General features: G+C 71.3%; 23 protein-coding genes. 14 read left to right on the plus strand and 9 right to left on the minus strand.

From position 1 onward, the window contains the following. The first annotated feature begins 50 nt into the window (after positions 1 to 50). Complete coding sequence (locus ACZ6TB_RS04800; RefSeq protein ID WP_465551425.1) at positions 51 to 2,117, plus strand: transglycosylase domain-containing protein; 2,067 nt, start codon at positions 51 to 53, stop codon at positions 2,115 to 2,117. Here the strand turns inward: ACZ6TB_RS04800 and ACZ6TB_RS04805 are convergent. Further along, positions 2,104 to 3,336 (minus strand): endo-1,4-beta-xylanase, encoded by a 1,233-nt coding sequence (locus ACZ6TB_RS04805; protein WP_465550648.1) that lies wholly within the window; start codon positions 3,334 to 3,336, stop codon positions 2,104 to 2,106. The two genes, ACZ6TB_RS04800 and ACZ6TB_RS04805, sit on opposite strands and share 14 nt — an antisense overlap. Positions 3,337 to 3,448: 112 nt before the next feature. Between ACZ6TB_RS04805 and ACZ6TB_RS04810 the strand changes: the two genes are divergently transcribed. The 9 genes from ACZ6TB_RS04810 (at position 3,449) to ACZ6TB_RS04850 (ending at position 11,657) form a co-directional block, all read left to right on the plus strand. Then, the gene (locus ACZ6TB_RS04810) at positions 3,449 to 4,474 is read left to right on the plus strand and encodes a LacI family DNA-binding transcriptional regulator (RefSeq protein WP_465550650.1); all 1,026 of its coding nucleotides are present in this window, start codon (positions 3,449 to 3,451) and stop codon (positions 4,472 to 4,474) included. Between the two features lie 112 nt (positions 4,475 to 4,586). Next, the gene (locus ACZ6TB_RS04815; protein WP_465550652.1) at positions 4,587 to 5,945 is read left to right on the plus strand and encodes an ABC transporter substrate-binding protein; all 1,359 of its coding nucleotides are present in this window, start codon (positions 4,587 to 4,589) and stop codon (positions 5,943 to 5,945) included. After that, complete coding sequence (locus tag ACZ6TB_RS04820; RefSeq protein ID WP_465550654.1) at positions 5,942 to 6,868, plus strand: carbohydrate ABC transporter permease; 927 nt, start codon at positions 5,942 to 5,944, stop codon at positions 6,866 to 6,868. Before ACZ6TB_RS04815 ends, ACZ6TB_RS04820 begins: the two co-directional genes overlap by 4 nt. After that, entirely contained in the window at positions 6,868 to 7,656 is a 789-nt protein-coding gene (locus ACZ6TB_RS04825; protein WP_465550656.1) for a carbohydrate ABC transporter permease, read from the plus strand. Before ACZ6TB_RS04820 ends, ACZ6TB_RS04825 begins: the two co-directional genes overlap by 1 nt. 14 nt (positions 7,657 to 7,670) lie before the next feature. Continuing rightward, a complete protein-coding gene (locus ACZ6TB_RS04830) occupies positions 7,671 to 8,030 on the plus strand; it encodes a tautomerase family protein (RefSeq protein ID WP_465550658.1) in 360 nt (119 codons plus the stop codon). A 12-nt stretch (positions 8,031 to 8,042) separates the two neighbouring features. Continuing rightward, positions 8,043 to 9,041 (plus strand): NAD-dependent epimerase/dehydratase family protein, encoded by a 999-nt coding sequence (locus tag ACZ6TB_RS04835; protein WP_465550660.1) that lies wholly within the window; start codon positions 8,043 to 8,045, stop codon positions 9,039 to 9,041. Then, positions 9,038 to 9,973 carry an aldo/keto reductase gene (locus ACZ6TB_RS04840; RefSeq protein ID WP_465550662.1) on the plus strand — a complete coding sequence of 312 codons (936 nt, stop codon included), beginning with the start codon at positions 9,038 to 9,040 and terminating at the stop codon, positions 9,971 to 9,973. The genes ACZ6TB_RS04835 and ACZ6TB_RS04840 overlap by 4 nt, the downstream gene beginning before the upstream one ends. Continuing rightward, on the plus strand, positions 9,970 to 10,944 hold the full coding sequence (locus tag ACZ6TB_RS04845) for a Gfo/Idh/MocA family protein (protein WP_465550664.1): 975 nt from the start codon (positions 9,970 to 9,972) through the stop codon (positions 10,942 to 10,944). Before ACZ6TB_RS04840 ends, ACZ6TB_RS04845 begins: the two co-directional genes overlap by 4 nt. After that, entirely contained in the window at positions 10,941 to 11,657 is a 717-nt protein-coding gene (locus tag ACZ6TB_RS04850; protein WP_465550666.1) for a DNA-3-methyladenine glycosylase family protein, read from the plus strand. Before ACZ6TB_RS04845 ends, ACZ6TB_RS04850 begins: the two co-directional genes overlap by 4 nt. Before the next feature lie 52 nt (positions 11,658 to 11,709). On the opposite strand, the gene ACZ6TB_RS04855 is transcribed toward ACZ6TB_RS04850, so the two are convergent. From ACZ6TB_RS04855 to ACZ6TB_RS04875, 5 genes are all read right to left on the minus strand, one after another. After that, positions 11,710 to 12,288, minus strand: a complete 579-nt coding sequence (locus ACZ6TB_RS04855) for a YdeI/OmpD-associated family protein (protein WP_465550668.1) — start codon at positions 12,286 to 12,288, stop codon at positions 11,710 to 11,712. Positions 12,289 to 12,326: 38 nt separating this feature from the next. Further along, positions 12,327 to 13,076 (minus strand): methyltransferase family protein, encoded by a 750-nt coding sequence (locus ACZ6TB_RS04860; protein WP_465550670.1) that lies wholly within the window; start codon positions 13,074 to 13,076, stop codon positions 12,327 to 12,329. Positions 13,077 to 13,125: 49 nt separating this feature from the next. Beyond that, positions 13,126 to 14,139, minus strand: a complete 1,014-nt coding sequence (locus tag ACZ6TB_RS04865; protein WP_465550672.1) for an alpha/beta fold hydrolase — start codon at positions 14,137 to 14,139, stop codon at positions 13,126 to 13,128. Positions 14,140 to 14,246: 107 nt separating this feature from the next. Further along, a complete protein-coding gene (locus tag ACZ6TB_RS04870) occupies positions 14,247 to 14,759 on the minus strand; it encodes an RICIN domain-containing protein (RefSeq protein WP_465550674.1) in 513 nt (170 codons plus the stop codon). 188 nt (positions 14,760 to 14,947) lie between these two features. Beyond that, complete coding sequence (locus tag ACZ6TB_RS04875; RefSeq protein ID WP_465550676.1) at positions 14,948 to 16,186, minus strand: sigma-54-dependent transcriptional regulator family protein; 1,239 nt, start codon at positions 16,184 to 16,186, stop codon at positions 14,948 to 14,950. 76 nt (positions 16,187 to 16,262) lie between these two features. Between ACZ6TB_RS04875 and ACZ6TB_RS04880 the strand changes: the two genes are divergently transcribed. Both ACZ6TB_RS04880 and ACZ6TB_RS04885 read left to right on the plus strand, forming a co-directional pair. Continuing rightward, a complete protein-coding gene (locus ACZ6TB_RS04880; RefSeq protein WP_465550678.1) occupies positions 16,263 to 18,053 on the plus strand; it encodes an NAD(P)-binding domain-containing protein in 1,791 nt (596 codons plus the stop codon). Between the two features lie 129 nt (positions 18,054 to 18,182). Then, on the plus strand, positions 18,183 to 19,013 hold the full coding sequence (locus ACZ6TB_RS04885) for a hypothetical protein (RefSeq protein ID WP_465550680.1): 831 nt from the start codon (positions 18,183 to 18,185) through the stop codon (positions 19,011 to 19,013). Positions 19,014 to 19,025: 12 nt separating this feature from the next. Here the strand turns inward: ACZ6TB_RS04885 and ACZ6TB_RS04890 are convergent, their stop codons facing one another. The 3 genes from ACZ6TB_RS04890 to ACZ6TB_RS04900 are packed head-to-tail and all read right to left on the minus strand — an operon-like array spanning position 19,026 to position 20,782. Then, positions 19,026 to 19,793, minus strand: a complete 768-nt coding sequence (locus ACZ6TB_RS04890) for an enoyl-CoA hydratase/isomerase family protein (RefSeq protein WP_465550682.1) — start codon at positions 19,791 to 19,793, stop codon at positions 19,026 to 19,028. Next, positions 19,790 to 20,119, minus strand: a complete 330-nt coding sequence (locus tag ACZ6TB_RS04895; RefSeq protein ID WP_465550684.1) for a hypothetical protein — start codon at positions 20,117 to 20,119, stop codon at positions 19,790 to 19,792. Before ACZ6TB_RS04895 ends, ACZ6TB_RS04890 begins: the two co-directional genes overlap by 4 nt. A gap of 9 nt (positions 20,120 to 20,128) precedes the next feature. Then, positions 20,129 to 20,782, minus strand: a complete 654-nt coding sequence (locus ACZ6TB_RS04900) for a helix-turn-helix transcriptional regulator (RefSeq protein WP_465550686.1) — start codon at positions 20,780 to 20,782, stop codon at positions 20,129 to 20,131. A gap of 83 nt (positions 20,783 to 20,865) precedes the next feature. Between ACZ6TB_RS04900 and ACZ6TB_RS04905 the strand changes: the two genes are divergently transcribed. Next, positions 20,866 to 21,252, plus strand: coding sequence for a hypothetical protein (locus ACZ6TB_RS04905; protein WP_465550688.1), 387 nt, complete (start codon positions 20,866 to 20,868; stop codon positions 21,250 to 21,252). Between the two features lie 155 nt (positions 21,253 to 21,407). Then, a complete protein-coding gene (locus ACZ6TB_RS04910) occupies positions 21,408 to 21,953 on the plus strand; it encodes a hypothetical protein (RefSeq protein ID WP_465550690.1) in 546 nt (181 codons plus the stop codon). Position 21,954 lies beyond the last annotated feature (1 nt).

The raw sequence follows: 21,954 nt of genomic DNA on the forward strand, positions 1-21,954 counted from the left end.
ACCGCCTCCGCCGTGACCATCACCCGCTGACCAACGTGAGCTCGCTCCTGATGTGCGGGCTGCTCGCCGGGGTGGTGGTCGCGGCGGCGTCGTTCCCGGCCGCCGCGCTCTCGGGGCTGGCGGCCAAGGCGAGCTCGGAGGGCTTCGCGTCGCTGCCGAGCGAGCTCAAGCAGCAGACCTCACCGCAGCTGAGCCGGATCTACGCCTCCGACGGCAAGACCCCGATCGCGGTGATGTACGACGAGTACCGCAGCGACGTGGCGCTCAAGGACATCTCGGTGAACATGCAGAACGCGATCGTGGCGGCCGAGGACCACAAGTTCTACAAGCACAACGGCGTCGACTTCAAGGGCCTGGCCCGGGCGTTCGTGAACAACCAGAACGGCGGCGACCAGCAGGGCGCGTCGACGCTGACCATGCAGGTCGTGCGCATGTCGATGACGTACTCGGCAAGCAGCCCGGCCGAGGTGGTGGCCGCGACCGCGAAGACGACCGACCGCAAGCTGGCCGAGATCAAGTACGCGATGGAGCTGGAGAAGCAGCTCACCAAGCAGCAGATCCTCGAGCGCTACCTGAACATCGCGCCGTTCGGCAACGGCGCGTACGGCGTCTACGCGGCCAGCCAGATCTACTTCGGCAAGAAGCCCAAGGACCTCGACGTCGCCCAGGCCGCGCTGCTGGCCGGCATGGTCAAGGGCACCAGCTACTACGACCCGACCTCGGCCGAGGGCAACCCGCGGGCCAAGGAACGCCGCGACTACGTCATCAACGACATGGTGTCGCTCGGCTACGCCACGGCCGACCAGGCGAAGAAGGCCAAGGCCGAGAAGGTCTCGCGCAGCACGAAGGCGGTCGGCAACGGCTGCACCAGCGTGTCGCACAACGACTGGGGCTTCTTCTGCGACTACTTCCAGCGCTGGTGGATGAGCCAGAAGGAGTTCGGCGACAACACGTACGAGCGGGAGCGGCGGCTCAAGAGCGGCGGCTACAAGATCGTCACCACGCTCGACGTCGACGCCCAGAAGTCGGCCCGCAAGCGCATCCTCGCCCAGCGCGGCGACAACTCGGTGAACGCCCTGCTCCTGGCGGCCGTGCAGCCGGGCACCGGCAAGGTGATGGCGCTGGCCGCCAACCGCAAGTTCAAGCTGCCCACCGCGGCCAACCAGAACCCGCTCTCGTCCGACCCGCAGAAGCGGGCGGCCGGCGCGCGGGCCACCTACCCGAACACGACGAACCCGATCATCACCGGCGGCGGGGACATCCACGGCTACCAGGCCGGCTCGGTGTTCAAGATGTTCACCATGGTGGCGGCGCTGGAGAACGGCGTCGGGCTGGACTACACGATCAACACCGCGCCCCGGTACGTGTCACCGCTGTACCTGGACTCGGGGGCGCCCGCGGCCTGCGGCGGCCACTACTGCCCGACCAACTCCAGCGACAAGGAGAAGGGCCCGTACAACATGTGGACCGGCTTCGGCGCGTCGGTCAACACGTACTTCGTGCCGCTGCAGGAGAAGATCGGCGCCGAGCACGTGGTGGACGTGGCCAAGCGGTTCGGCGTGCAGTTCCGCGAGCCCAACGACAACGACCTGGCCACCAACGCCGCCCACGACTGGGGCGCGTTCACGCTCGGCGTCTCGGCGTCGACCCCGCTCGACATCGCGAACGCGTACGCCACGCTCGCCGCCGACGGCATGTACTGCGCGCCCACCCCGATCCAGCAGATCACCACCCATTCCGGCGAGAAGCTGAAGACCGGCAAGCCGAGCTGCAGCCGGGCGACCACGCCCGAGGTGGCCCGCAAGGCGCTCGACGCGGCCCGCTGCCCGGTCGGCGACCAGGCCCAGCTGGGCAGCTGCTCGGGCACCGGCACGGCCAAGGCCGCCCGCGGCGTGGTCGGGCACCCGGTCTTCGGAAAGACCGGCACCACCGACGCCGAGAAGACCGCCTCGCTGGTGGTGGGCACGACCTCGATCGTCGTCGCCGGCTACCTGGTCAACCCGGACTGGCAGGCGCACACCGACCACATGAAGCACGACGTGGTCAACCCGGCGGTGTGGAACACGGTCGCCGACTACATGGACGGCAAGCCGTCGGAGCAGTTCAAGACACCGTGACGGACGCGGCGGTGCGGCCGGGCCCGATCGTGAAGGCCTGGCCGCCCGCCGCGTACTCGCCGAAGAAGCCCCGCACGGTGAGCGTGCCCTCGGCGCCGGTGCGGTACGAGGTCGGCGGCAGCCACCACTCGCCCTTGATGAGCCCGGCCAGCGCGTCGTACGAGGGCTTGCGGCTGCCGTCGGCCCGCAGCAGCCCGACCGGCGCGCCCAGCCAGGCGCCGTCGTCGGTGATGCCCCAGTAGTTGATCGATTGGACCGCCGGGTGCCCGACCAGCGAGCGGTAGTGCCGGACGATCTCCTCGGCCTGCCGCTGCTCGCCCTCGGGCGTGGTCGGCCAGGACGGGACCTGGTAGTCGTTGAGGTCCTCGATCTCGGGCGGCATCAGGTCGCCGGAGACGAGCGTGGTCTCGGTCAGGTGCAGCGGCAGGCCGTAGCGGGCGAATCGGTCGAGCATCGCGGCCATGTACTCCTCGCCCCGGTAGCCCTGGTGCATGTGGGTCTGCAGGCCGATCGCGTCGATCGCGACGCCGGCCTCGAGCACCCCTTCGATCAGGCATTCGTACGCCGAGGAGAGGTCGAAGTCGTTGAGGACCAGGGTCGCCGCCGGGTTGGCCGCCCGCGCCTCCTCGAACGCCAGGCGCACCATCGCGATCCGCCCCCGGTCCCGGGCCAGCGGCGTGATCGCGTTCGCCCCGTTGGCGAAGACCGGCATGATCACCGCCTCGTTGATCGCGTCCCACACGTCGATCACGCCGGCGAACCCGCTCACCAGGTCGCGCACCCGGGCCCGGGTCAGCCTCTCGACCTCGTCCAGCCCCAGCCCGAGCAGCCAGTCCGGCTGCACCGTGTGCCAGACCAGCGGATGCCCTTTGACCGTCACCCCGCGCCCGGCCAGCCAGCGGGCGGTGGCCTCGAGCCGGGCCGCGTCCGTCTTCCCGCGCACGGGCTCGTAGTCGCCCCAGTAGAACGGCAGCGTCGCGGTGTTGAACAGGCCGAGCCACGCCTCGGCGAGCACGTCCAGCGGAATGGTGCCGGCCCCGCCGAAGACACCGGTCGGGCCGGTGGGGCCGCCGACCGGGCGTACGAAATCGAATCCGATGTTGCCGAAGGCGAAGTCGTGGCGCGTCTGCTCGACCGTGATCACCTGATCGGCCCGGGGGCGGCCGTCCGGCGTCCGCACGGTGAGCTCGACCTCGCCGATCCGATGGTCCATGTCCATGCGACGCCCCCGAGAGAGAAAGTTTTCGCGGCAGATTGCGAAATTGTCGTGGTAAACGGCAGCATAGGTCTGCCCCACCGAGGGGTCAACAAGCACAGATAGGGTGATGCGCATGCCCGCCGAGGACCGATCCCGCGCGACCCTGCAGGAGGTCGCCACCCAGGCCGACGTCTCGGTGTCGACCGTCTCCAAGGTGCTCAACGGCCGGTCGGGCGTCTCCGACGAGACCCGGGCCCGCATCGAGGGCCTCCTCCAGGACCACCGCTACCAGCAGCGCGGCACCAAGCGGCCGACCGCGCCCCTGCTCGACGTGCTCTGCTACGAGGTGGACAGCCCGTTCGGCAGCGAGGTGCTGGCCAGCATCGAGCAGTCGGCCCGGCAGCGGCGCATCGGCATGGTGCTGACCGGCGCCACCGAGCACAGCACGCCGCACCCGCACTGGATCGACGACGTCCTCGGCCGCCAGCCGGTCGGCGTGGTGCTGATCGCCTGCAAGCTCTCGGCCGACGACCGGCAGCGGCTGCGCTCGCGCAACATCCCGCTGGTCATGGTCGACCCGGCGGGCACGCCGGCGCCCGACGTGCCGTCCATCGGCTCGGCCGACTGGAACGGCGGCTACCAGGCCACCCGGCACCTGATCGACCTCGGCCACACCCGGATCGGCATCATCACCGGCCCGGCCGACATGCTGGCCTCGACCGCCCGCCTCTCCGGCTACCGCGCCGCGCTCGACGCGGCCGGCCTGACCGGCGACCCGGCGCTGATCCGGCCCGGCCACTTCCACCACGCCGACGGCCTCGAGCAGGGCCGGGCCCTGCTCACGCTGCCCGACCGGCCGACCGCGATCTTCGCCTCGTCCGACCTGTACGCGCTGGGCGTCTACGAGGCGGCCCGGTCGCTGGGCCTGGCCATCCCCGCCGATCTCTCCGTGGTCGGCTACGACGACCTGCGCATCGCCCAGTGGGCCGGCCCGCCGCTGACCACCGTGCACGTGCCCCTGGTCGCGATGGCCGAGCAGGCGGTGCACCTGGTGATGCGCCTGAACGACGAGCCCGAGCTGGCGTTCAGCCGGATCGACATCGACACCACCCTGGTGGTCCGGGCAAGCACGACCGCGCCACGAAACATTTCTCGCTGATAGAGAAACCTTGACGAGGATGTTTCGCGCGTCCTAGCCTCAGGCTCAATCCCGGGCATCCACCAATTCCTTCGGCTCCATCGCAGCTCCATCGCAGAGTGGAGAGGGCTCCATGCGCTCAAAATCCCTGTCCGTCATCGCCGCCGCCACCCTCGCCATCGCCGGGCTGACCGCCTGCGGCGGCGGTTCCGGCTCCTCCGACGACGCGTCGACCACGACCTCCGGCACCGTGAACTGGTGGGGCTGGACGCCGACCGACACCGCGACCGCCGACGCGTACATCGCCGCGTTCACGAAGCAGTATCCGAACATCAAGGTCAACTACAAGCTGGTCAACATCTCCGACTGGGTCGCCGCGCTGCGCCCCGCGCTCGCCTCGGGCAAGGGCCCGGACGTCTTCGACATGCAGCCGGGCGCCTACGTCACGCAGTTCAAGTCGTTCGCCGAGGACCAGACGGCGCTGGCCGAGCAGGCGCTCGGGGCGGACTGGAAGAGCAAGATCGCCCCGATCGGGATCAGCGGCCTGACCGCGGACGGCAAGCTCACGGCGATGTCGGTGGGCTCGGTCTACGCCGGCATGCTGTGGATCAACGGGGACATCTTCAAGAAGCACAACCTCCAGCCGCCGACCACGCTGGCCGAGTGGCAGCACGTCTGCTCGGTGCTCAAGCAGGCCAAGGTCGGCTGCTTCGTGCAGGGCGCCGCCCAGGAGGGCTTCGACCAGGACACCCTCCAGTCGATCGCCAACTCGGTGCAGCCCGGCCTGTGGACCAAGGCCTCGACCGGCGACGCCAAGTGGACCGACCCCGGCATCGTCAAGACGTTCCAGATCTGGAAGCAGCTGTTCGACAGCGGGATCATGCAGCCCGGCGCCGTCGGCTACCAGCAGTACCCGGACGCCAACAACGACTTCCTGACCGGCAAGTACGGCATGGTCATGATGGGCACCTGGTACACCCAGTACGCGACGACCAAGGCGATGACCGCGGCGCTGTCGGCGGCCGGGGTGAGCGGCGCCAAGCCGTTCCCGATCCTGCCCATCGCCTTCCCCGACGTGGCCGGCGCCGGCAACACCAGCGAGATGTACGGCGACGCCGACTTCGGCCTGTCGATCTCGACCAAGAGCAAGAACCGGGCGGCGGCCGAGACCTTCGTCAAGTGGATGGCCACCTCGACCGAGGGCCAGCAGGCGATCGCCGACCAGCTCAACGACCTGCCGTCGGTGAAGGGCGTGACGCCGGACTTCGACAAGATCCAGCTCGTCGACCCGGCGACCCAGAAGGGCCCGGTCCAGGATCTGATCACCAAGGCCGGCTCGATCACCGAGCCGCGGGAGTCGCTGCTCAGCTCCGACGTGCAGACCGGCATCCTGGCCGCGGCCACGTCGGTGGCGACCGGCAAGGCCACTCCCGAGGACGCGGCGAAGACGCTGCAGCAGGCCGCGGAGGCGGCGGGAGTGACCTTCAAGTGACCGCCACCACGACCCGGCCCCGCCTCGGGCCGCCGGCGGTGGTCCGGGGCGGCGGCCGGATCAAACGGCCGCCGGGCCTGCCCTGGATCCTCCCGGCCCTGGTGCTGAGCATCGGGCTGATCTACTACGGGATCGGCTACACCGGGTACATCTCGACGCTCGACTGGGACGGCCTCAGCCCGGGCGCCACGCACGTCGGCGGCCACAACTACGCGCGGATCGCGCACGACCCGGTGTTCTGGGCCGCGGTCCGGCACACGGCGGTGTTCTTCGTCGTCACCTTCGTCGTCCAGACCTTCCTCGGCCTGCTGTTCGCCGTGGTCCTGCACGCGAAGCTGCGGCTGGCCGCGATCTACAAGGTGATCGTCTTCGTCCCGGTGGTGCTGGCCCCGGCGATCATGGCGCCGGTCTTCCGGCACATGTTCGCGCCGGACGGCGAGCTCAACGCGGTGCTGCGGCACGTCGGGCTGGGCGGCCTCGCCCAGCCCTGGATCGGGCAGACGAGCACGGCTTTGCCGGTGATCATGTTCATCACCATCTGGGAGTGGACCGGCGTCACGTTCGTCCTCTACTACGCGGCGATGACCCAGATCGATCCGCCGGTGCTCGAGGCGGCCCGGATGGACGGCGCCGGCAACCTGCGCACGCTGGTCAGCATCATCTGGCCGGAGCTGCGCGGCACCACGGTCGCGCTGGCCATGCTCGGCGCGATCGGGGCGCTCAAGACCTTCGACGTGCCGTACCTGGTGACGATCGGCGGCCCGAACTACGCCACCGAGTTCCTCGGCACCTACATCTACCGGATGACGATCCCGCTCAGCCACGTCGGCTACGGCGCGGCGCTCTCGATCATCCTGCTGGTGGTGGCGCTGCTCATGGCGCTGGCCCTGCAGCTCGCCGGGCGTGAGCGGAAGGGCCGCTGATGTTCGAGGTCCGTACCCGATGGGGAAAGGCACTGCTCCAGATCGGCGCCACGGTGCTGATCGTCCCGTACCTGTTCCCGTTGATCGTGATGGTCAAGGGCGCCTTCGCGGGCGAGGGCGTGCACAACTTCGCGGCCGTGCTGCAGGTGCCCGGCTTCGGCCGCTTCTTCATCAACAGCATCGTCGTGGCGGCCGCCGTCATCGTGCTCGTCTACGTCGTCACGATGATGGCCGGCTTCGGCTTCGCCAAGCTGCACATCCGGTTCCGCGAGGTGTACTTCTGGCTGCTGCTGGCCTGCCTCACGCTGCCCGAGGTGGTGCTGCTGGCCCCGCTGTTCGCGACCGACACGAAGCTGGGGCTGTACGACACGTACTGGGCGGTGATCCTGCCGCTGGCCGCCCTCCAGGTGCCGTTCGCCGTGCTGCTCACCCGCAACTTCATCAACGGACTGCCGGACGAGCTGTTCGAGGCGGCCCGGGTGGACGGCGCCGGCTCGTACCGCGGCTTCGTCCACCTGGTCATCCCGCTCACCCGGCCGATCGCCGCCGCCGTGCTCATCTTCACCCTGGTGGCCTCGTGGAACGACTACCTGTTCCCGCTGGTCTTCCTCCAGTCGCCGGAGCTGCAGACCATCACGCTGGTGCCGCAGTTCTTCGTCGGCGAGTTCAGCAACGACCAGACCAAGATCCTCGCGTCGGCGGTGATCACGGCGATCCCCGAGGTCGTCGCGTATCTCAGCCTCCAGCGCCTGTTCGAGCGCGGCCTCTCGGCCGGCGCCATCAAGTAAGGGAAGGCGGCATCGTGCCCCTCATCCAGGTTCACCTCGCCCGGGACACGTTCGACAAGCATCACGAGGCGATCGGCGACGCGATCCACGACGCGCAGATCGCGGCCCTGGGCATCCCCGCCGACGACCGGTTCCAGATCTTCACGCCGCACGACGCCGGCGAACTCAAGTTCGACCCCGGCTACAACGGCGTCGACCGCCGCGGCCTCCTGGTGATCCGGGTCATCGCGGTCCACATGTACGACGTGGCGACCAAGCAGCGGTTCTTCCGGGCCGTGGTCGAGCGACTGGAACCGCTGGCGATCCGGCCCGAGGACGTGCTGATCAGCCTGACCGAGAACGGCTTCGAAGACTGGTACGCCGGAAAGCTCTGAGGGGAAACACGAATGCTCCGCTTCGACTCCGCGCCACTGAGCGTGCTCTATCTCGGCGGCACCGGAACCATCAGCGCCTCGTGCGTGCGCCGGTCGGTCGAGTCCGGGATGGCGGTCACCGTACTCAATCGTGGTCGTAAGCAACCGCCCGCCGGAACCGAGGCGCTGGTCGCCGATGTCGCCGACGAGGCGTCCCTGGCCGCCGCCATCGGGGACCGGACCTTCGACGCCGTGGTCAACTTCGTCTCGTTCGACGCCGGGGACGCCACGCGGAAGGCGGCGTTCTTCGGGTCGCGCGCCCGGCAGTACGTGCACATCAGCTCGGCCTCGATCTACCGCAAGCCGGTAATGCAGGTGCCGATCACCGAGTCGACGCCGACCGGGCCCAATCCCCCGCTGCCGTACGCCACCGCGAAGTGGGAGGCCGAGCAGGCGCTGCGCGACCTGCCGGTCACCATCGTCCGGCCCTCGCACACCTACGACGACGACAACCCGCCGCTGCCCGGGGGCTGGGCCGTGGTCGACCGCATCGCCCGCGGCGAGGAGATCCCGGTGCACGGCGACGGCACCTCGCTGTGGACGCTGACCCACGCCGAGGACTTCGCCCAGGGGCTGGTCGGGCTGCTCGGCAACCCGCGGGCGATCGGCGAGACCTTCACCATCACCGGGCCCGACGTCTACACCTGGGACCAGATCTACACGATCGTCGCCGGGGCGCTCGGCGTCGAGGCCCGGCTCGTCCACGTCGCCTCGGAGATGTTTCCGCTGGTCGCGCCCGACTGGTTCTGGTCGGGCGAGATGGTCGGCGACATCGGGCACAGCGCCGTGTTCGACAACACCAAGATCCGCACGTTCGTCCCCGGCTTCGCGCCCCGGCTCACGTTCCACCGCGCCGCCGCCCGGATGATGGCCCGCCGCCCGGCCCGCACGCCCGAGTTCGACGAGACGGACGCGGTGCTCGACCGGATCGTCGCCGCCTATCACGCCGCCCGCAAGGTGTTCGCCGCATGAGGACCCTGGGCGGCACCGGCCTGCGCGTGTCGCCGCTCTGCATCGGCACCAGCCCGCTCGCCAGCATGCCCGGCCTCTACGGCTATGCGGTCCCTTCGTCGCAAGCGGTGGCCACGGTCGACGCGGTGCTTTCGTCGCGCGAGATCAACTTCATCGACACCTCCAACGGGTACGGCCTCGGCGCCGCCGAGCAACGGATCGGTCTCGCGTTGGCGGGGCGCGGCGGCCTCCCGGATGGCGTCGTGCTGGCCACCAAGGTGGACCCGGATCCGCGTACCGGCGACTTCTCCGGCGCGCGGGTGCGGGCGTCGGTCGAGGAGAGCCTCTCGCGGCTCGGCCTCGACCGGATTCAGCTCCTGCACCTGCACGACCCGGAGCGGATCAGCTTCGAAGCCGCGACCGCGCCGGGCGGACCGGTCGAGACGCTGGTCGAGCTCAAGCGGCAGGGCATCGCCGAGCACCTCGGAGTGGCCGGCGGCCCGGTCGGCCTGCTGCGGCAATATCTGGACACCGGCGTCTTCGAAGTGGTGCTCAGCCACAACCGCTACACCCTGCTCGACCGCTCGGCGCGCGATCTCTTCCACGACGCGCAGGCGAGGGGCATCGGGGTGCTCAATGCCGCGCCGTACGGCGGCGGCATGCTGGTCAAAGGACCCGAGAAGCAGCGCCGGTACGCCTACGGCGAGCGCGACGACCGGATAGCGGCCGCCGCGATCGCGATGCGGGACGCCGCCGACCGCGCGGGTGTGCCCCTGGCCGCGGCCGCACTACAGTTCTCGCTGCGTGCGCCGTTCGTCGACGCGACCGTCGTCGGGGTCTCCTCGCCGTCCCGGGTCACCGAGACGGTCGCGCTCGCCGGCGTGCCGATCCCCGGCACGCTGTGGGCCGAGCTGGACGCGCTGGCACCCCCGGAGGAGCTGTGGCTGAATTGACGACGCGAATCGGACTTCTCGGCGCCGCCGGCATCGCCCGCGCCGCCGTCCTGCTGCCGGTGCGCCGCCGCGACGACGTGGTGGTCGCGGCGGTCGCCTCCCGGTCCGGCGCTCGTCCCTTCGCCGAGGCGCACGGCATCGAGCGGGCCTACGACGCGTACGAGGATCTGCTCGCCGACCCCGGCGTCGACCTGGTCTACAACGCGCTGCCGCCGTCGATGCACGCCGACTGGACGATCGCGGCGCTGCGGGCCGGCAAGGACGTGCTCTGCGAGAAGCCGTTCACGATGAACGAGGCCCAGGCCCGGCGGGTCGTCGCGGCGGCGGCCGAGACCGGGCGCCGGGTGATCGAGGCGTTCCACGACCACTACCACCCGCTCAGCGCGTGGATCCGTTCGTCGGTCGGGGTCCTCGGCCGGATCACGTCGGCCGAGGCCGTCTTCCACGGCTCCAACCCGTACGTGCCGGGGACCTTGCGGCACGAGCCGGAGCTGGGCGGCGGCGCGCTGATGGACCTCGGCTGCTATCCCGTGCACTGGCTGCGGTCGCTGTTCCCCGGTGCCCCGGCCGTGGGGCGCACGCAGGTCGTCACCAATCCCTCCGGGGCCGACATCGCGATGCGGGCCGAGCTGACGTTCCCCGGCGGCGTGGCGGCGGTGGTCGACGCGGAGATGACCGAGGGCATCCCGCTGCGGTCGGCGCTCACCCTGACCGGCGAGCGCGGCACGCTGCTGGTCGACAACATCGTCTTTCCGTCGGCCGGGCACAGCATCACGCTCGAGGTCGACGGCGTGCCGCGGGTCTCGACCGTGGCCGGCCGCACCACGTACGACCACCAGCTCGCCGCCGTCCTCGAGGCGCTGCGGGCCGGCACGCCGCTGCCGACCGAGGGCGAGGACTCGATCGCCACCATGGCCGCGATCGACGCCATCTACACGGCGGCCGGCTTCGACCGCTCGGCGTGGGCGTGACGGCGCCCGACTCGCATCTGGCCTCCGCCGACCCGGTGATGGCGGCTCTGATCCGCCGTCTCGGGCCGGTCGCCGAGTTCGAGCTGCCCGCGGCCGGCCGCGGCGAGCTCGGCGCGCTGATCCTGGCGATCGTCAGCCAGCAGTTCTCGACCGCCGCCGCCCGCCGCATGTTCGACCGCATCCTCGGCCAGTTCGACGGGCGCGTGCCGTCGGCCGAGGAGCTGCTCGCCACCGACCTCGACCACCTGCGGGTCACGGCCGGCCTGTCCCACGCGAAAGCCCGGGCACTGCGCTCGCTGGCGTCGCACATCGCCTCGGGCACACTCGACCTGGCCGCTCTGCCGTCCCTCCCCGACGACGAGGTGCGCCGCCGGTTGGTCGCCGTCGCCGGCATCGGCGACTGGACCGCGGGCATCTTCCTGCTGTTCACGCTGCGCCGCCCCGACGTCCTGCTCGCCGGCGACCTGGGCATCCGCAAGGCGATCCAGACCCAGTACGGTCTGGCCGCCATGCCGGACGCGGCCGAGGTGACCCGCCGAGCCGAGCCATGGCGCCCCTACCGCTCCCGAGCCTGCCTCTACCTGTGGCACAGCCTCGAGACGGCCCCGATCCCCGCCACCGGCGTGGTCGCCCTCACCCCTTCGGCGTCGTCAGTTCCAGACTCGAGAGGTGCTTCTTCAGCCGCTTGGCCATCGGAAGGTAGTCGGAGATAGGCATCTCGGTCGATGCGCGAATGCCCGAGCCCGAAAACGGGCAGTTCATCGGTCACGGATGGATTTTCTCGCCGTTCGCGAGCATGGTGACGAACGTGTCGATGCGCCGGGCTCGGGTCTCCGGCCTCTTCGCCTCCTGCACGCGATAGAGGATCGCGTATCGGTTGCGCCCGTCCAAGGTGGCGAAGAAGGCCGCCGCGGCCTCGTTCGCGGCGAGCGCGGCCGCCAGGTCGTCCGGCACCGTCGCCGTCCGCGCGCCGTCGTAGGCGGCCGCCCAGCGGCCGTCCGCCTGCGCGGCGTCCACCTCGCGCCGGCCGGCCGGGTGCATCAGGCCGCCGTCGATCAGCTCCTGCGCCTTCTGCCGATTGACCTTCGACCACCGGCTGCCGGACTTGCGCGGGGTGAACCGCTGCAACCACCAGGCGTCGTCGAACGGCCTCTTCTGGCCGTCGATCCAGCCGAAGCACAGGGCCACGGACAACGCGTCGCCGTAGCTGACGCCGGCCAGCCCGGCGTCCTTCTTCGGGATCTTCAGCCACACCCCGGCGGCGGAACCGTGTTCCGTTTCGAGCCACGCCCGCCAGGCGGACATCGACTCGAAGGACATGATCGGCAGATCAGCGCCTGTCACGGGCCGGCTCCATCGTCGTAGCGGCAGTCCACCCGCGATTATGGCGTGCGCGACGCCGGCTCGGCGTGCCGTCCCGGGGCTCCGGCGAGCCGGCGCGGCACCGGGAACAGCATCGGGACGCGGCGGGCGTACTCCGCGTAGTCGGGGCCCAGGCGGGCGCGCAGGTCACGCTCCTCGAAACGGACACCGAGGCCGATGTACGCCGAGGACGCCACCGCGAAGAACAGGCGGCCGGCGGTCAGGTGCGGGGTGGCCCAGAACGTGATCAGCAGGCCGAGCATCATCGGGTGGCGGCAGAGCGCGTACAGGCGGCGTTCGGTGAAGGCCGGTTCCTGGTGGACCCGGTGGCGCAGATGGGCGTACGCCTGCTTGAGTCCCAGGAAGTCGGCGTGATCGACGGCGAAGGTGGACCAGACGACCAGCGCCCAGCCCGCCGCATAGAGCACCCAGATGGGCGCCGACCAGGGCAGCCCGACGTGCCACAGGGTCGCGGGCACCGGCTGCCAGGAGCCGAAGATGGCGAGCATCAGCAGCGACGCGCTCAGGACGTAGGTGCTGCGCTCGGCCGCCGGCGGGAGGACACGGGCGAGGCGGCGCTTGAAGCCGGCGCGGGCCATCACCGAGTGCTGGACGGCGAAGGCGAGCAGCAGCGCGCCGTCGATCGCGAGCGCCGTCGAGGCCGATGTGGTGGCCGGGCCGTCCATGCCGCCCTTGAGGAACACGAATGCCCAGACCACGCTGGCCAGGAACGAGGCGTAAGCGACCACGGCGTACCCCAGAATCAGCATGCCCTTCATCATGGTCGCCGGGGCCGGCCGAAACAGGCCGGAAAATACCTCAGCTGGTCGCCACGTACCAGGCGGCGATCTGCGAGCGCGACCGGAAGTCCATCCGGTAGCGGATCCGCTCGACGTGGGCCTCGGCCGACCGTTCCGCGATGCCGAGGCGCTCGCCGATCTCCCGGTTCGTGCACCCCTCGGCGATCAGCGCGGCCACCTCGCGCTGCCGGGCGGTCAGCGTCGGCGCGGCGCCGCGATGCCGTCCCGGCAGGCCCAGGAACTTGCGGATCGCGCCGGTCAGCGGCCGCGCGTCGCCGATGTAGGGCAGGTGCGAACGGCCCGGCACCACCTCGAACCGCGCGCCCGGGATCCCGTCCGCCAGCCGCCGCCCCTGCTCGATCGGCGCCGCGCGATCGCGTTCCCGGTGCACCACCAGCGTCGGCGCCTCGATCCGGGACAGAAGATCAACAACATCGATGTCGTACGCCGCGGCCAGCATCGCCTGCGCCATTTCCGCACTGGCCGACTCCCGCTGATACCGCCGGAACGCCGCCCGGGTGGCCTGGTCGGCGTCCGGCGCGAAGACGTCCCCGAGCAGGTCGGAGGCGAGTCCCCAGTGCTCGCCGACCAGCCCCAGCACGTGCCGCCGGATCTCCGGCGCGGCGACGTCGGCGCCGCGCGCCCAGCCGCCGTAGAGCACCAGCCGCGACACGGTCGCCGCCCGCGTGGCCGCCCAGGCCGCCGTGACCGCCGCCCCCATCGACACCCCGACCAGGTCGAACTTCTCGACCCCGGCCGCCGTCACGACCGCGGTCAGCGCGTCGAGCTCGCGCTCCATCGTGTACGGCCCGGTGAACGGCCCGGACAGCCCGCAGCCCGGCTTGTCGTACCGGATCAGGGTCCGCCCGTCGGCGAGCGCCTCGTAGAAGGCCCGCTCGGCGGGGAGGGCCCAGCTGAGCTCGAGGTGCCCGAGCCACCCGGAGACGTAGACCAGCGGCGGCCCGGTGCCGGCGACCGCGTACGCGATCGGCACCCCGCCGGGCGAGGTGGTCATCGCGATCCGCTGACCCATCCGGCCAGTCTAGGCAGCAGGTCGCCGCGCTTACCCGGGGGAATCCCTCCGCCGATGGGGCCGCCCGGGACAACCGGCCGGCCCCACCTCGACGACTACCGCGCAGGTCAGGCGACCAGGCGGAAGCGCTGGTTGCGGACGCCCGGGTAGGCGCAGTCCCAGATCTGCATGTACGCGCCGCTGGCCGTGGACGCCCCGGTCACGTCCAGGCACTTGTCGCCCACGTCCGGCTTGATGCGGTAGGCGCCCATGCTGCCGTCCCAGGTGATCTGCCAGACCTGGTTGTAGGCGCCGGAGCAGGTCCACTGCTGCACCACGGCCCCGTTGGCGTTGAGGTTGTCACGCAGGTCGAGGCAGGCGGCGTCGTGCGCCGAGACGATGTTGTAGTACTCGCCGCCGACGCCGCGCAGGTACCACTTCTGCTGCGAGGCGCCGCTGCACGTCCACTGCTGGATCCGGGCCCCGTTGGCCCGCGAGGCGTTCACGATGTCCAGGCACTTGCCGCTGTTGAGCGGCCGCAGCTCGTACTTGATTTCGGCCGCGCCGGCCGGCGACGCGACGGCCAAGGCGGCGGCGACCACGGCGACCGCCACGGTCACGGCACTGATCAGACGTTTCATCGAATCCCCCAAGTTCTTCGGATCAGCCCCGCGTCAGCCTAAGTGGACAGAGGTGCGGCCGGCCGCCCCGTCCGCTCGCGGCCGCGAGAACCGACGATTCCGGCGATCTTCATACTTGCCGCGAGGATGGCGAGCAGCCCTTCGGGGCAGCGTCCGGCCCACTTCGAGACGCGCACGTTGCGTTCGGGTCAGGGCGCGCCGGTCACGAGGTCCAGGGTCACGCCGGCGGCCAGGCGGTACGGGTTCGTGGCGACCAGCGCGCCGATCGTGCGGCGCAGGCGGCTGATCTCGGCTCGGACGGTCACCACGTGGGCGGCGTCGCCGTACAGGAACCGGCTGATCTGGCCGGCGGTCAGGCCCGCGGGGCCGCAACCGTGCAGCAGGGCCAGGATGTCGGCGTGGCGGCGGGTCAGCGGGGTGCGCCACGGGTCGCCGTCGCCGCGTACCTCCAGAATCGGGGTGGCGGTCAGCTCCAGCGTCGCGGTGATCGCGGCGTGCGGGCCGGCCGGTCGGACGAGCCAGCCCTCGGGCAGGCGCTCGGCCCGGCACAGGCCCAGGCCGGGCACGCCGAGCGGGGCGCCCTCGCGAGGTGCGCCGATGCGGTCGCGGACGGCCACGCCGGTCGCGTGGGCCACCCAGCCGTGGTCGTCGACGATCAGGAGCGGGCCGCGGACGGTGCCGGTCACGTGGGCGGCCGAGCGGCGCAGGCGGTCGAGGCGGTCGGCGTGGTGGCGCCAGAGCTGCGCCTCGGCGAGACGGACGCCGGTCTCGACCAGGGCGCCGATCGCCGGGTGCAGGGTGAGCGCGGGGCCGCTGACGTCGACGATGCCGAGCAGGTCGCCGGTGCGCGGGTCGTGCACCGGGTGGGCCGAGCAGTACCAGGCGTGCTGGGCCTGCTCGAAGTGCTCGGCCGAGAAGAGCTGCACGGGCGCGGCCTCGACCAGGGCGGTGCCGATCGCGTTGGTGCCGACGGCGGCCTCGGTCCAGAGGGCGCCCTCGCCGAAGCCGAGCACGTCGGCCCGGCGGCGCAGGGCGGCCGGGCCGGCCCGCCACAGGATGCGGCCCTCGGCGTCGGTGACGACCAGCAGGAACGCCGAGTCCTGGGCGATCCGCAGCAGGTCGGCGGCGACCGGGGCGAGGCCGGAGGCGCGGCGCAGGCGTTCGACCTCGCCGGGCGGGACGGGGTCGCGGGCGTTGGCGCGCGCCGGATCGAGGCCGAGCCCGAGCACCCGCGTCCACGAGCGCTCGACCAGCGCGCGGGGGCGGTGCGGCGGACGGTCGCCGGCCAGCACGGCGTCGTGCACCCGGAGCAGGTCCCGGGCGTACCGCGACAGGTCGGTGCCCGGCCGCACGGCGCTGAAGCCGCCGCCGTTGGCCGCGCCGTTTGCCGCGCCGTTTGCCGCGCCGTCGCCCGCGCCGTCGCCCACGCCTGAGCATAGGCGCCGATGTGCAATGTGTTGCAACCCTGTTGCGCAGCGTCGATGTGCCGGTTTGCTGGATGCCATGACTACTTCCCCCCGGCAGCGCGTCGAAGACTGGCTGGCGTCGTTCGAGTCCGCGCTGCGGGACCGCGACGTCCGGGCCGCGGCCGCCCGGTTCGCCCCGGACTGCTTCTGGCGCGACCTGGTCGCGTTCACCTGGAACATCACCACCGTCGAGGGCCGCGACGGCGTGGCCGACCTGCTCACCGCCACGCTGGACGAGGCCGATCCCGGCAAGTTCGAGCTGATCGACGAGCCGGCCGAGGCCGCCGGCGTGATCGACGCCTGGATCCGGTTCGAGACCGCGACCGGGCGCGGCACCGGCCACCTGCGGCTCAAGCCCGAGGGCGCGTGGACGCTGCTGACGACGCTGCGTGAGCTCAAGGGCTTCGAGGAGAGCCAGGGCGAGCGGCGGCCGCAGGGTGTCGAGCACGAGCTGAGCAAGGGGCGTCCCTCGTGGAAGGAGCGCCGGTCGGCCGAGGCAGCGACGCTCGGGGGCGAGGAACAGCCGTACGTCGTGGTGATCGGTGGTGGTCAGGGCGGGATCGCGCTCGGCGCCCGCCTGCGCCAGCTGGGAGTGCCGGCCCTGGTGATCGACAAGCACGAGCGGCCGGGCGATCAGTGGCGTGAGCGGTACAAGAGCCTCTGCCTGCACGACCCGGTCTGGTACGACCATTTGCCGTACCTGCCGTTCCCGGCGAACTGGCCGGTCTTCTCCCCGAAGGACAAGATCGGTGACTGGCTGGAGATGTACACCCGGGTGATGGAGGTGCCGTACTGGACCTCTTCGACCGTACGGTCGGCCTCGTTCGATTCTTCGATCGGTAAATGGCGGGTGACCGTCGAGCGTGACGGCGACACGGTGGAGCTGACGCCGGCGCACGTGGTCTTCGCGACCGGCATGTCGGGCAAGCCGAACAAGCCGGTGCTTCCCGGGCAGGACGTCTTCCGCGGCGAGCAGCAGCACTCCAGCGAGCACCCGGGGCCGGAGGCCTATCGGGGAAAGCGCGTCGTCGTGATCGGGTCGAACAACTCGGCCTTCGACATCTGCGGGTCGCTCTGGGAGAACGACGCCGACGTGACCATGGTGCAGCGGTCGTCCACGCACATCGTGAAGTCGGCGACGCTGATGGACATCGGGCTCGGCGACCTCTATTCGGAACGGGCCGTGGCCGCCGGTGTCACCACCGACCGGGCCGACATGATATTCGCGTCCATCCCGTACCGGATCATGCATGAATTTCAGATCCCGCTTTATCAGGAGATGGCGTCCCGGGACGCGGACTTCTACGCACGCCTGGAGAAGGCGGGCTTCCGGCACGACTGGGGCGCGGACGGCTCCGGCCTGTTCATGAAGTACCTGCGACGCGGCTCCGGCTACTACATCGACGTGGGCGCGGCCGACCTGGTCGCCGACGGGCGGGTCAAGCTGGCGCAGGGTCAGGTCGCGCGCCTCACCGAGGACGCCGTGGTGCTCGACGACGGCACCGCGCTGCCGGCCGACCTGGTCGTCTACGCCACCGGCTACGGCTCGATGAACGGCTGGGTCGCCGACATCGTCGACCAGGAGACCGCCGACAAGGTCGGCAAGGTGTGGGGGCTCGGCTCGGACACGGCCAAGGACCCCGGGCCGTGGGAGGGCGAGCAGCGCAACATGTGGAAGCCCACCCAGCAGGAGAACCTGTGGTTCCACGGCGGCAATCTGCATCAGTCCCGGCACTATTCGCTGTATCTGGCATTGCAGCTCAAGGCGCGGTACGAGGGATTGCCGACCCCGGTGTACCGGCTGGCCGAGTCGCATCACACGGGCTGAGATAATCGTCTAAACAAAGGCGAGGTCGTTTTGGTCTTTGTCAATTCAGAGGAATCGTTTGAACTGACCCGTGATGCCGGTCCGTAATTCGTGGCGCAAAGGGAATCCCCGAGGGAGGGGTCTGGCGCCATGAAGAGGAAGTATCGCCGGGGCGGCGCCCCGCGCGCGGGGCGGCGGCTGTCCGGCAAGGCCGTGCTCATCACGGCGACGGTGGGCGTGCTCGCGGCCGGCACCGGCATCAGCCTGGCGGCCACCCAGGGCGGGAACGGGTCGTCGGTGACCTGCATCGTGGTCGCCGACGCGGGCGCGGCGGCCGATGCCGGCTCGGCGTTGTCGGATGTTTTCGCGGTCGGGACGGCACTGCATCTGACCAGCGCGGGTCGCGCGGTCGATGTGACGGTGAGTGGGCCGATCACGAAGACGGCGGCCACCACGCCGCCCGCCTCCGACCCGCCGCCCGCCACTGACCCGCCGGCCGTCTCCGACCCGCCGGCCAGCGGGTCGGCTTCGGGCGGCGCGACGGCGAGCGCATCGCCGACGGCGTCGGGCTCGGCCTCGGCCTCGGGTGGCTCGGGTCGCGGCGGAAAGCATCGCAACCGGCATCGCCGGCCGAGCGCGGCGGCCGGCCAGAGCGCGGCGGGCGACCAGGGCGCGGCCAACCAGGGCGCGGCCAACCAGGGCGCGGCCAACCAGGGCGCGGCCAACCAGGGCGCGGCCGCAACCAGGAAGAGCGGCGCGAAGACCGACCCGGCGGCGTCGGTGCCGCGGGTGGCGGTGAAGGCGGCCGCCAACAACGGTGTCGACGCGAACTCGGTCTGCGTGAAGCTGTCGCAGAACGCGTTCAACACGCTGGGCAACGCCGGCAACGGCAACAACGTCGGCGCCTTCATCGCGACGATGACGCCGGCCGTCGCGGGCAGCCCGGCCGCGACCGCCGGTGGCCGCAAACACCGCCGCTAGACGGGGGCGCGGCTACTCGCCGCGGAAGACGGGGGGACGGCGCTGGAGGCTCGCCTCGATGCCCTCGGCGCTGTCCTTCGTCGCCCACAACGCGCGCTGCTCGGTGAGCTCGTGGTCGAGGGCCGCGCGGACCCGGTCGGCCAGGTCGCCGCGCAGGGTCCGGCGGATCGCGCGCACCGCCAGCGGCGCCGAGGCGGCTATCTGCAGCGCCAGGGCGCGGGCGGCGGAACGGACCTGACCGGGCTCGGCGAGGCGGTCGGCGAGCCCGATCCGGACGGCCTCCGAACCGTCCACGCGCCGGGCGGTCAGCAGCATGTCGGCCGCCGCCTGCCGGCCCACCAGCTCGGGCAGCGTGACGCTGAGGCCGAAGCCCTGGTGGAAGCCGAGCCGCGCGAAGTTCGCGACGAACCGGGTCGACGCCTCCGCGACCCGGAAGTCGGCGGCGCACGCGAGGCCGAGACCACCACCCACGGCGCTGCCCTGCACGGCGGCGACGATCGGCGTCCGTACGCCGAAAAGCCGCACCGCATGCCGATAGAGCCCCTGGGCCGCCGCCGCCCGGTCGCGCACGAACTCGCCGTCGCCGAGATCCGCCCCGGCGCAGAAGTGCTTGCCCTCCGACGCCAGCACGATCACCCGGCAGGCGGGGTCGTCGTCGAGCGAGAGAGCCGCGTCGACGAGGGCGCCGAGCAGCGTCTCGTCCACATGGTTGGCCGGCGGCCGGCGCATCTCGACCAGCGCCACCCCGTCCGTGACGGTGACCGAAAGATCCGAACTCACCGCGCGCCCCCCGCGTGACCAAGAGCCTCCCGGGACAGCTCCGACCAGGAGATCTCCGATGGCTCGTCGAGCACGAACCACTCTTTCATCGGCGTGCCTTTGTTGGCGTCGAAGTGGACCCCCGCCCCCGAAGTCACCAGCTCGGTCACCCGGGCCCGCGGGAGCTTGACCACCAGGTGGCCGCGGACCAGCATCGCGAAGATCTTGCCTCGGTACTTCAGGGCCGACGAACCGAAGCCGCGGCCCGGCGAAGGCGGCGTGACGCCCTCGGTCGCGACCAGCTCGTCGATCAGTTGCTCGAAGCGTTCCTCCACCGAAACGGGCATGAGGGCATGCTAGGCCGGGAGCAACCGCACGCAGCACTGGCCGGGGTGCGGGTCGAGCACGGCCCGGAACGGCGAGCCCTCCACCACCCCGCGCAGCAGCTCGAGGTTCACCCCGCAGACCAGCGACGTGTACTGCCGGGCCAGCCGGTGGAACGGGCAGTTCCGCAGCGTGACCGGTCCGGATTCGGAGAAGGACGGTTCGTAGCCCGCGCCGGCCAGGGCGGAACCCAGATCGCCGGCGTCGGCGGCGCACGCGCGGCCCGCTTCGTAGGCGGTCGCGCCGAGCACGTCCTGAACCGCGGCGCCGGTCGCGATCGACTCCGACACCGCCTCGGCGAGAAGCGAGCCGATCACGTCGTAGTGGCGCTCGGGCACCGACACCGCGACCTCGTCGCCGGCGCGGAAGTACAGCTTCGCGGGACGGCCCGCGCCGGGGCCGCCGCGACCGGGCGGCCGGCGGAACTCGAACTCGAGCAGCCCCTCCTCGGCCAGCCGGTCCAGGTGCATGGCGGCGATCCGGCGGGTCACCCCGAGGGCCTCCGCGGCGGCATCCCGGCCCACCGGCTCCGAAGCGTGCGACACCAGGTCATAGACCGCCTTGCGCACGGGGTCGTCGAGGGCGGCCAGGGCGGCGAGACGGTCGGGCAGCGAGCGAGCAGCCATGATCCGAGTGTAAAGCACCGGTGTCTTGACTTTAGAACGCGAGCTTTCTAACGTACGGGAAACGGGCTTTTAGAAGGAGTGAGATGACCACCGCGATCCGCACCACCCAGCCGACGCAGCAGGCGTTCCTGCTGCTCCGCACCGTTTTCACGGCGGCGCCGATCCTGTTCGGGCTGGACAAGTTCGTGAACCTGATGACCGACTGGCCGGGCTACCTCGCGCCGTGGGTCGACAACATCGTTCCCGGCACCGCGCAGCAGTTCATGTATGTCGTCGGGGTGATCGAGATCGCGGCCGGCGTGCTGGTCGCGCTGCGGCCGCGGATCGGCGCCCTCGTGGTCGCGCTCTGGCTCGCCGGCATCATCCTCAACCTGCTGATCCTCGGCGACTACTACGACGTGGCCCTGCGCGACTTCGGCCTGCTGGTCGGCGCCCTGGCCCTCAACCGGCTGGCGACAAGGGCCGACTAGCGCCGCTGCCGCGCTCACCGCGCGCCAGGCCATCTGGGCGACGTCCTCGACCCGGGCCGGGCGAACAGTCAGCGAGGAGCCCACCGCCGCATCGTAGGCGGGCCGGGTGGCCGTCGATGGGTACGCTGCGCCCGACGGCCACGGGGAGGTAGACGATGATCGATCTGGACCAGCCGCCTCGGTACCGGACACCTCCGGAGGGGACCTCGCGAGGGGGATGGCGCCGGCTGGTCCTGGTCGTGGTGGCGTCGCTGCTGGCCGGCGTGGTCCTGGGCGGCGCCGCGATGTACTTCGGGCGGTATCGGCCGTTGGCAACCTCGGCGGCCCGGGCCGAACGGACGGCCTCGGTGCTGCTCTTCGCCGACTCCGGGGTGACGTCGGTGCGGAGCGAGCAGCGGCGGGTGCGCATCGAAACCCAGGTGACGGTCGTCAATGCCGGACGGGCGCCGATCAACGTCCGGGCCGTCCGCGTCGACCAGCCGGGCGTCACCGTCCGCAGTCCGGAGAAGGAACGCCAGATCGAGCCGGGCACCGCGACCCCGGTCGACGTGGTGGTCGAGTGGAACTGCGCGACAGACCAACCCGCGTCTCTGGTGGCTTCCCTCAGCGTGGAGACGGCGGACGAGCAACTCCGCACGATCTCGCCGATCGGCCTCGACGGCACGCCGTGGATCGAGAAGGGCTGCGGCAGTCTGGGCTGAG

It is taken from the genome of Actinoplanes sp. NPDC051537 (assembly GCF_055586105.1).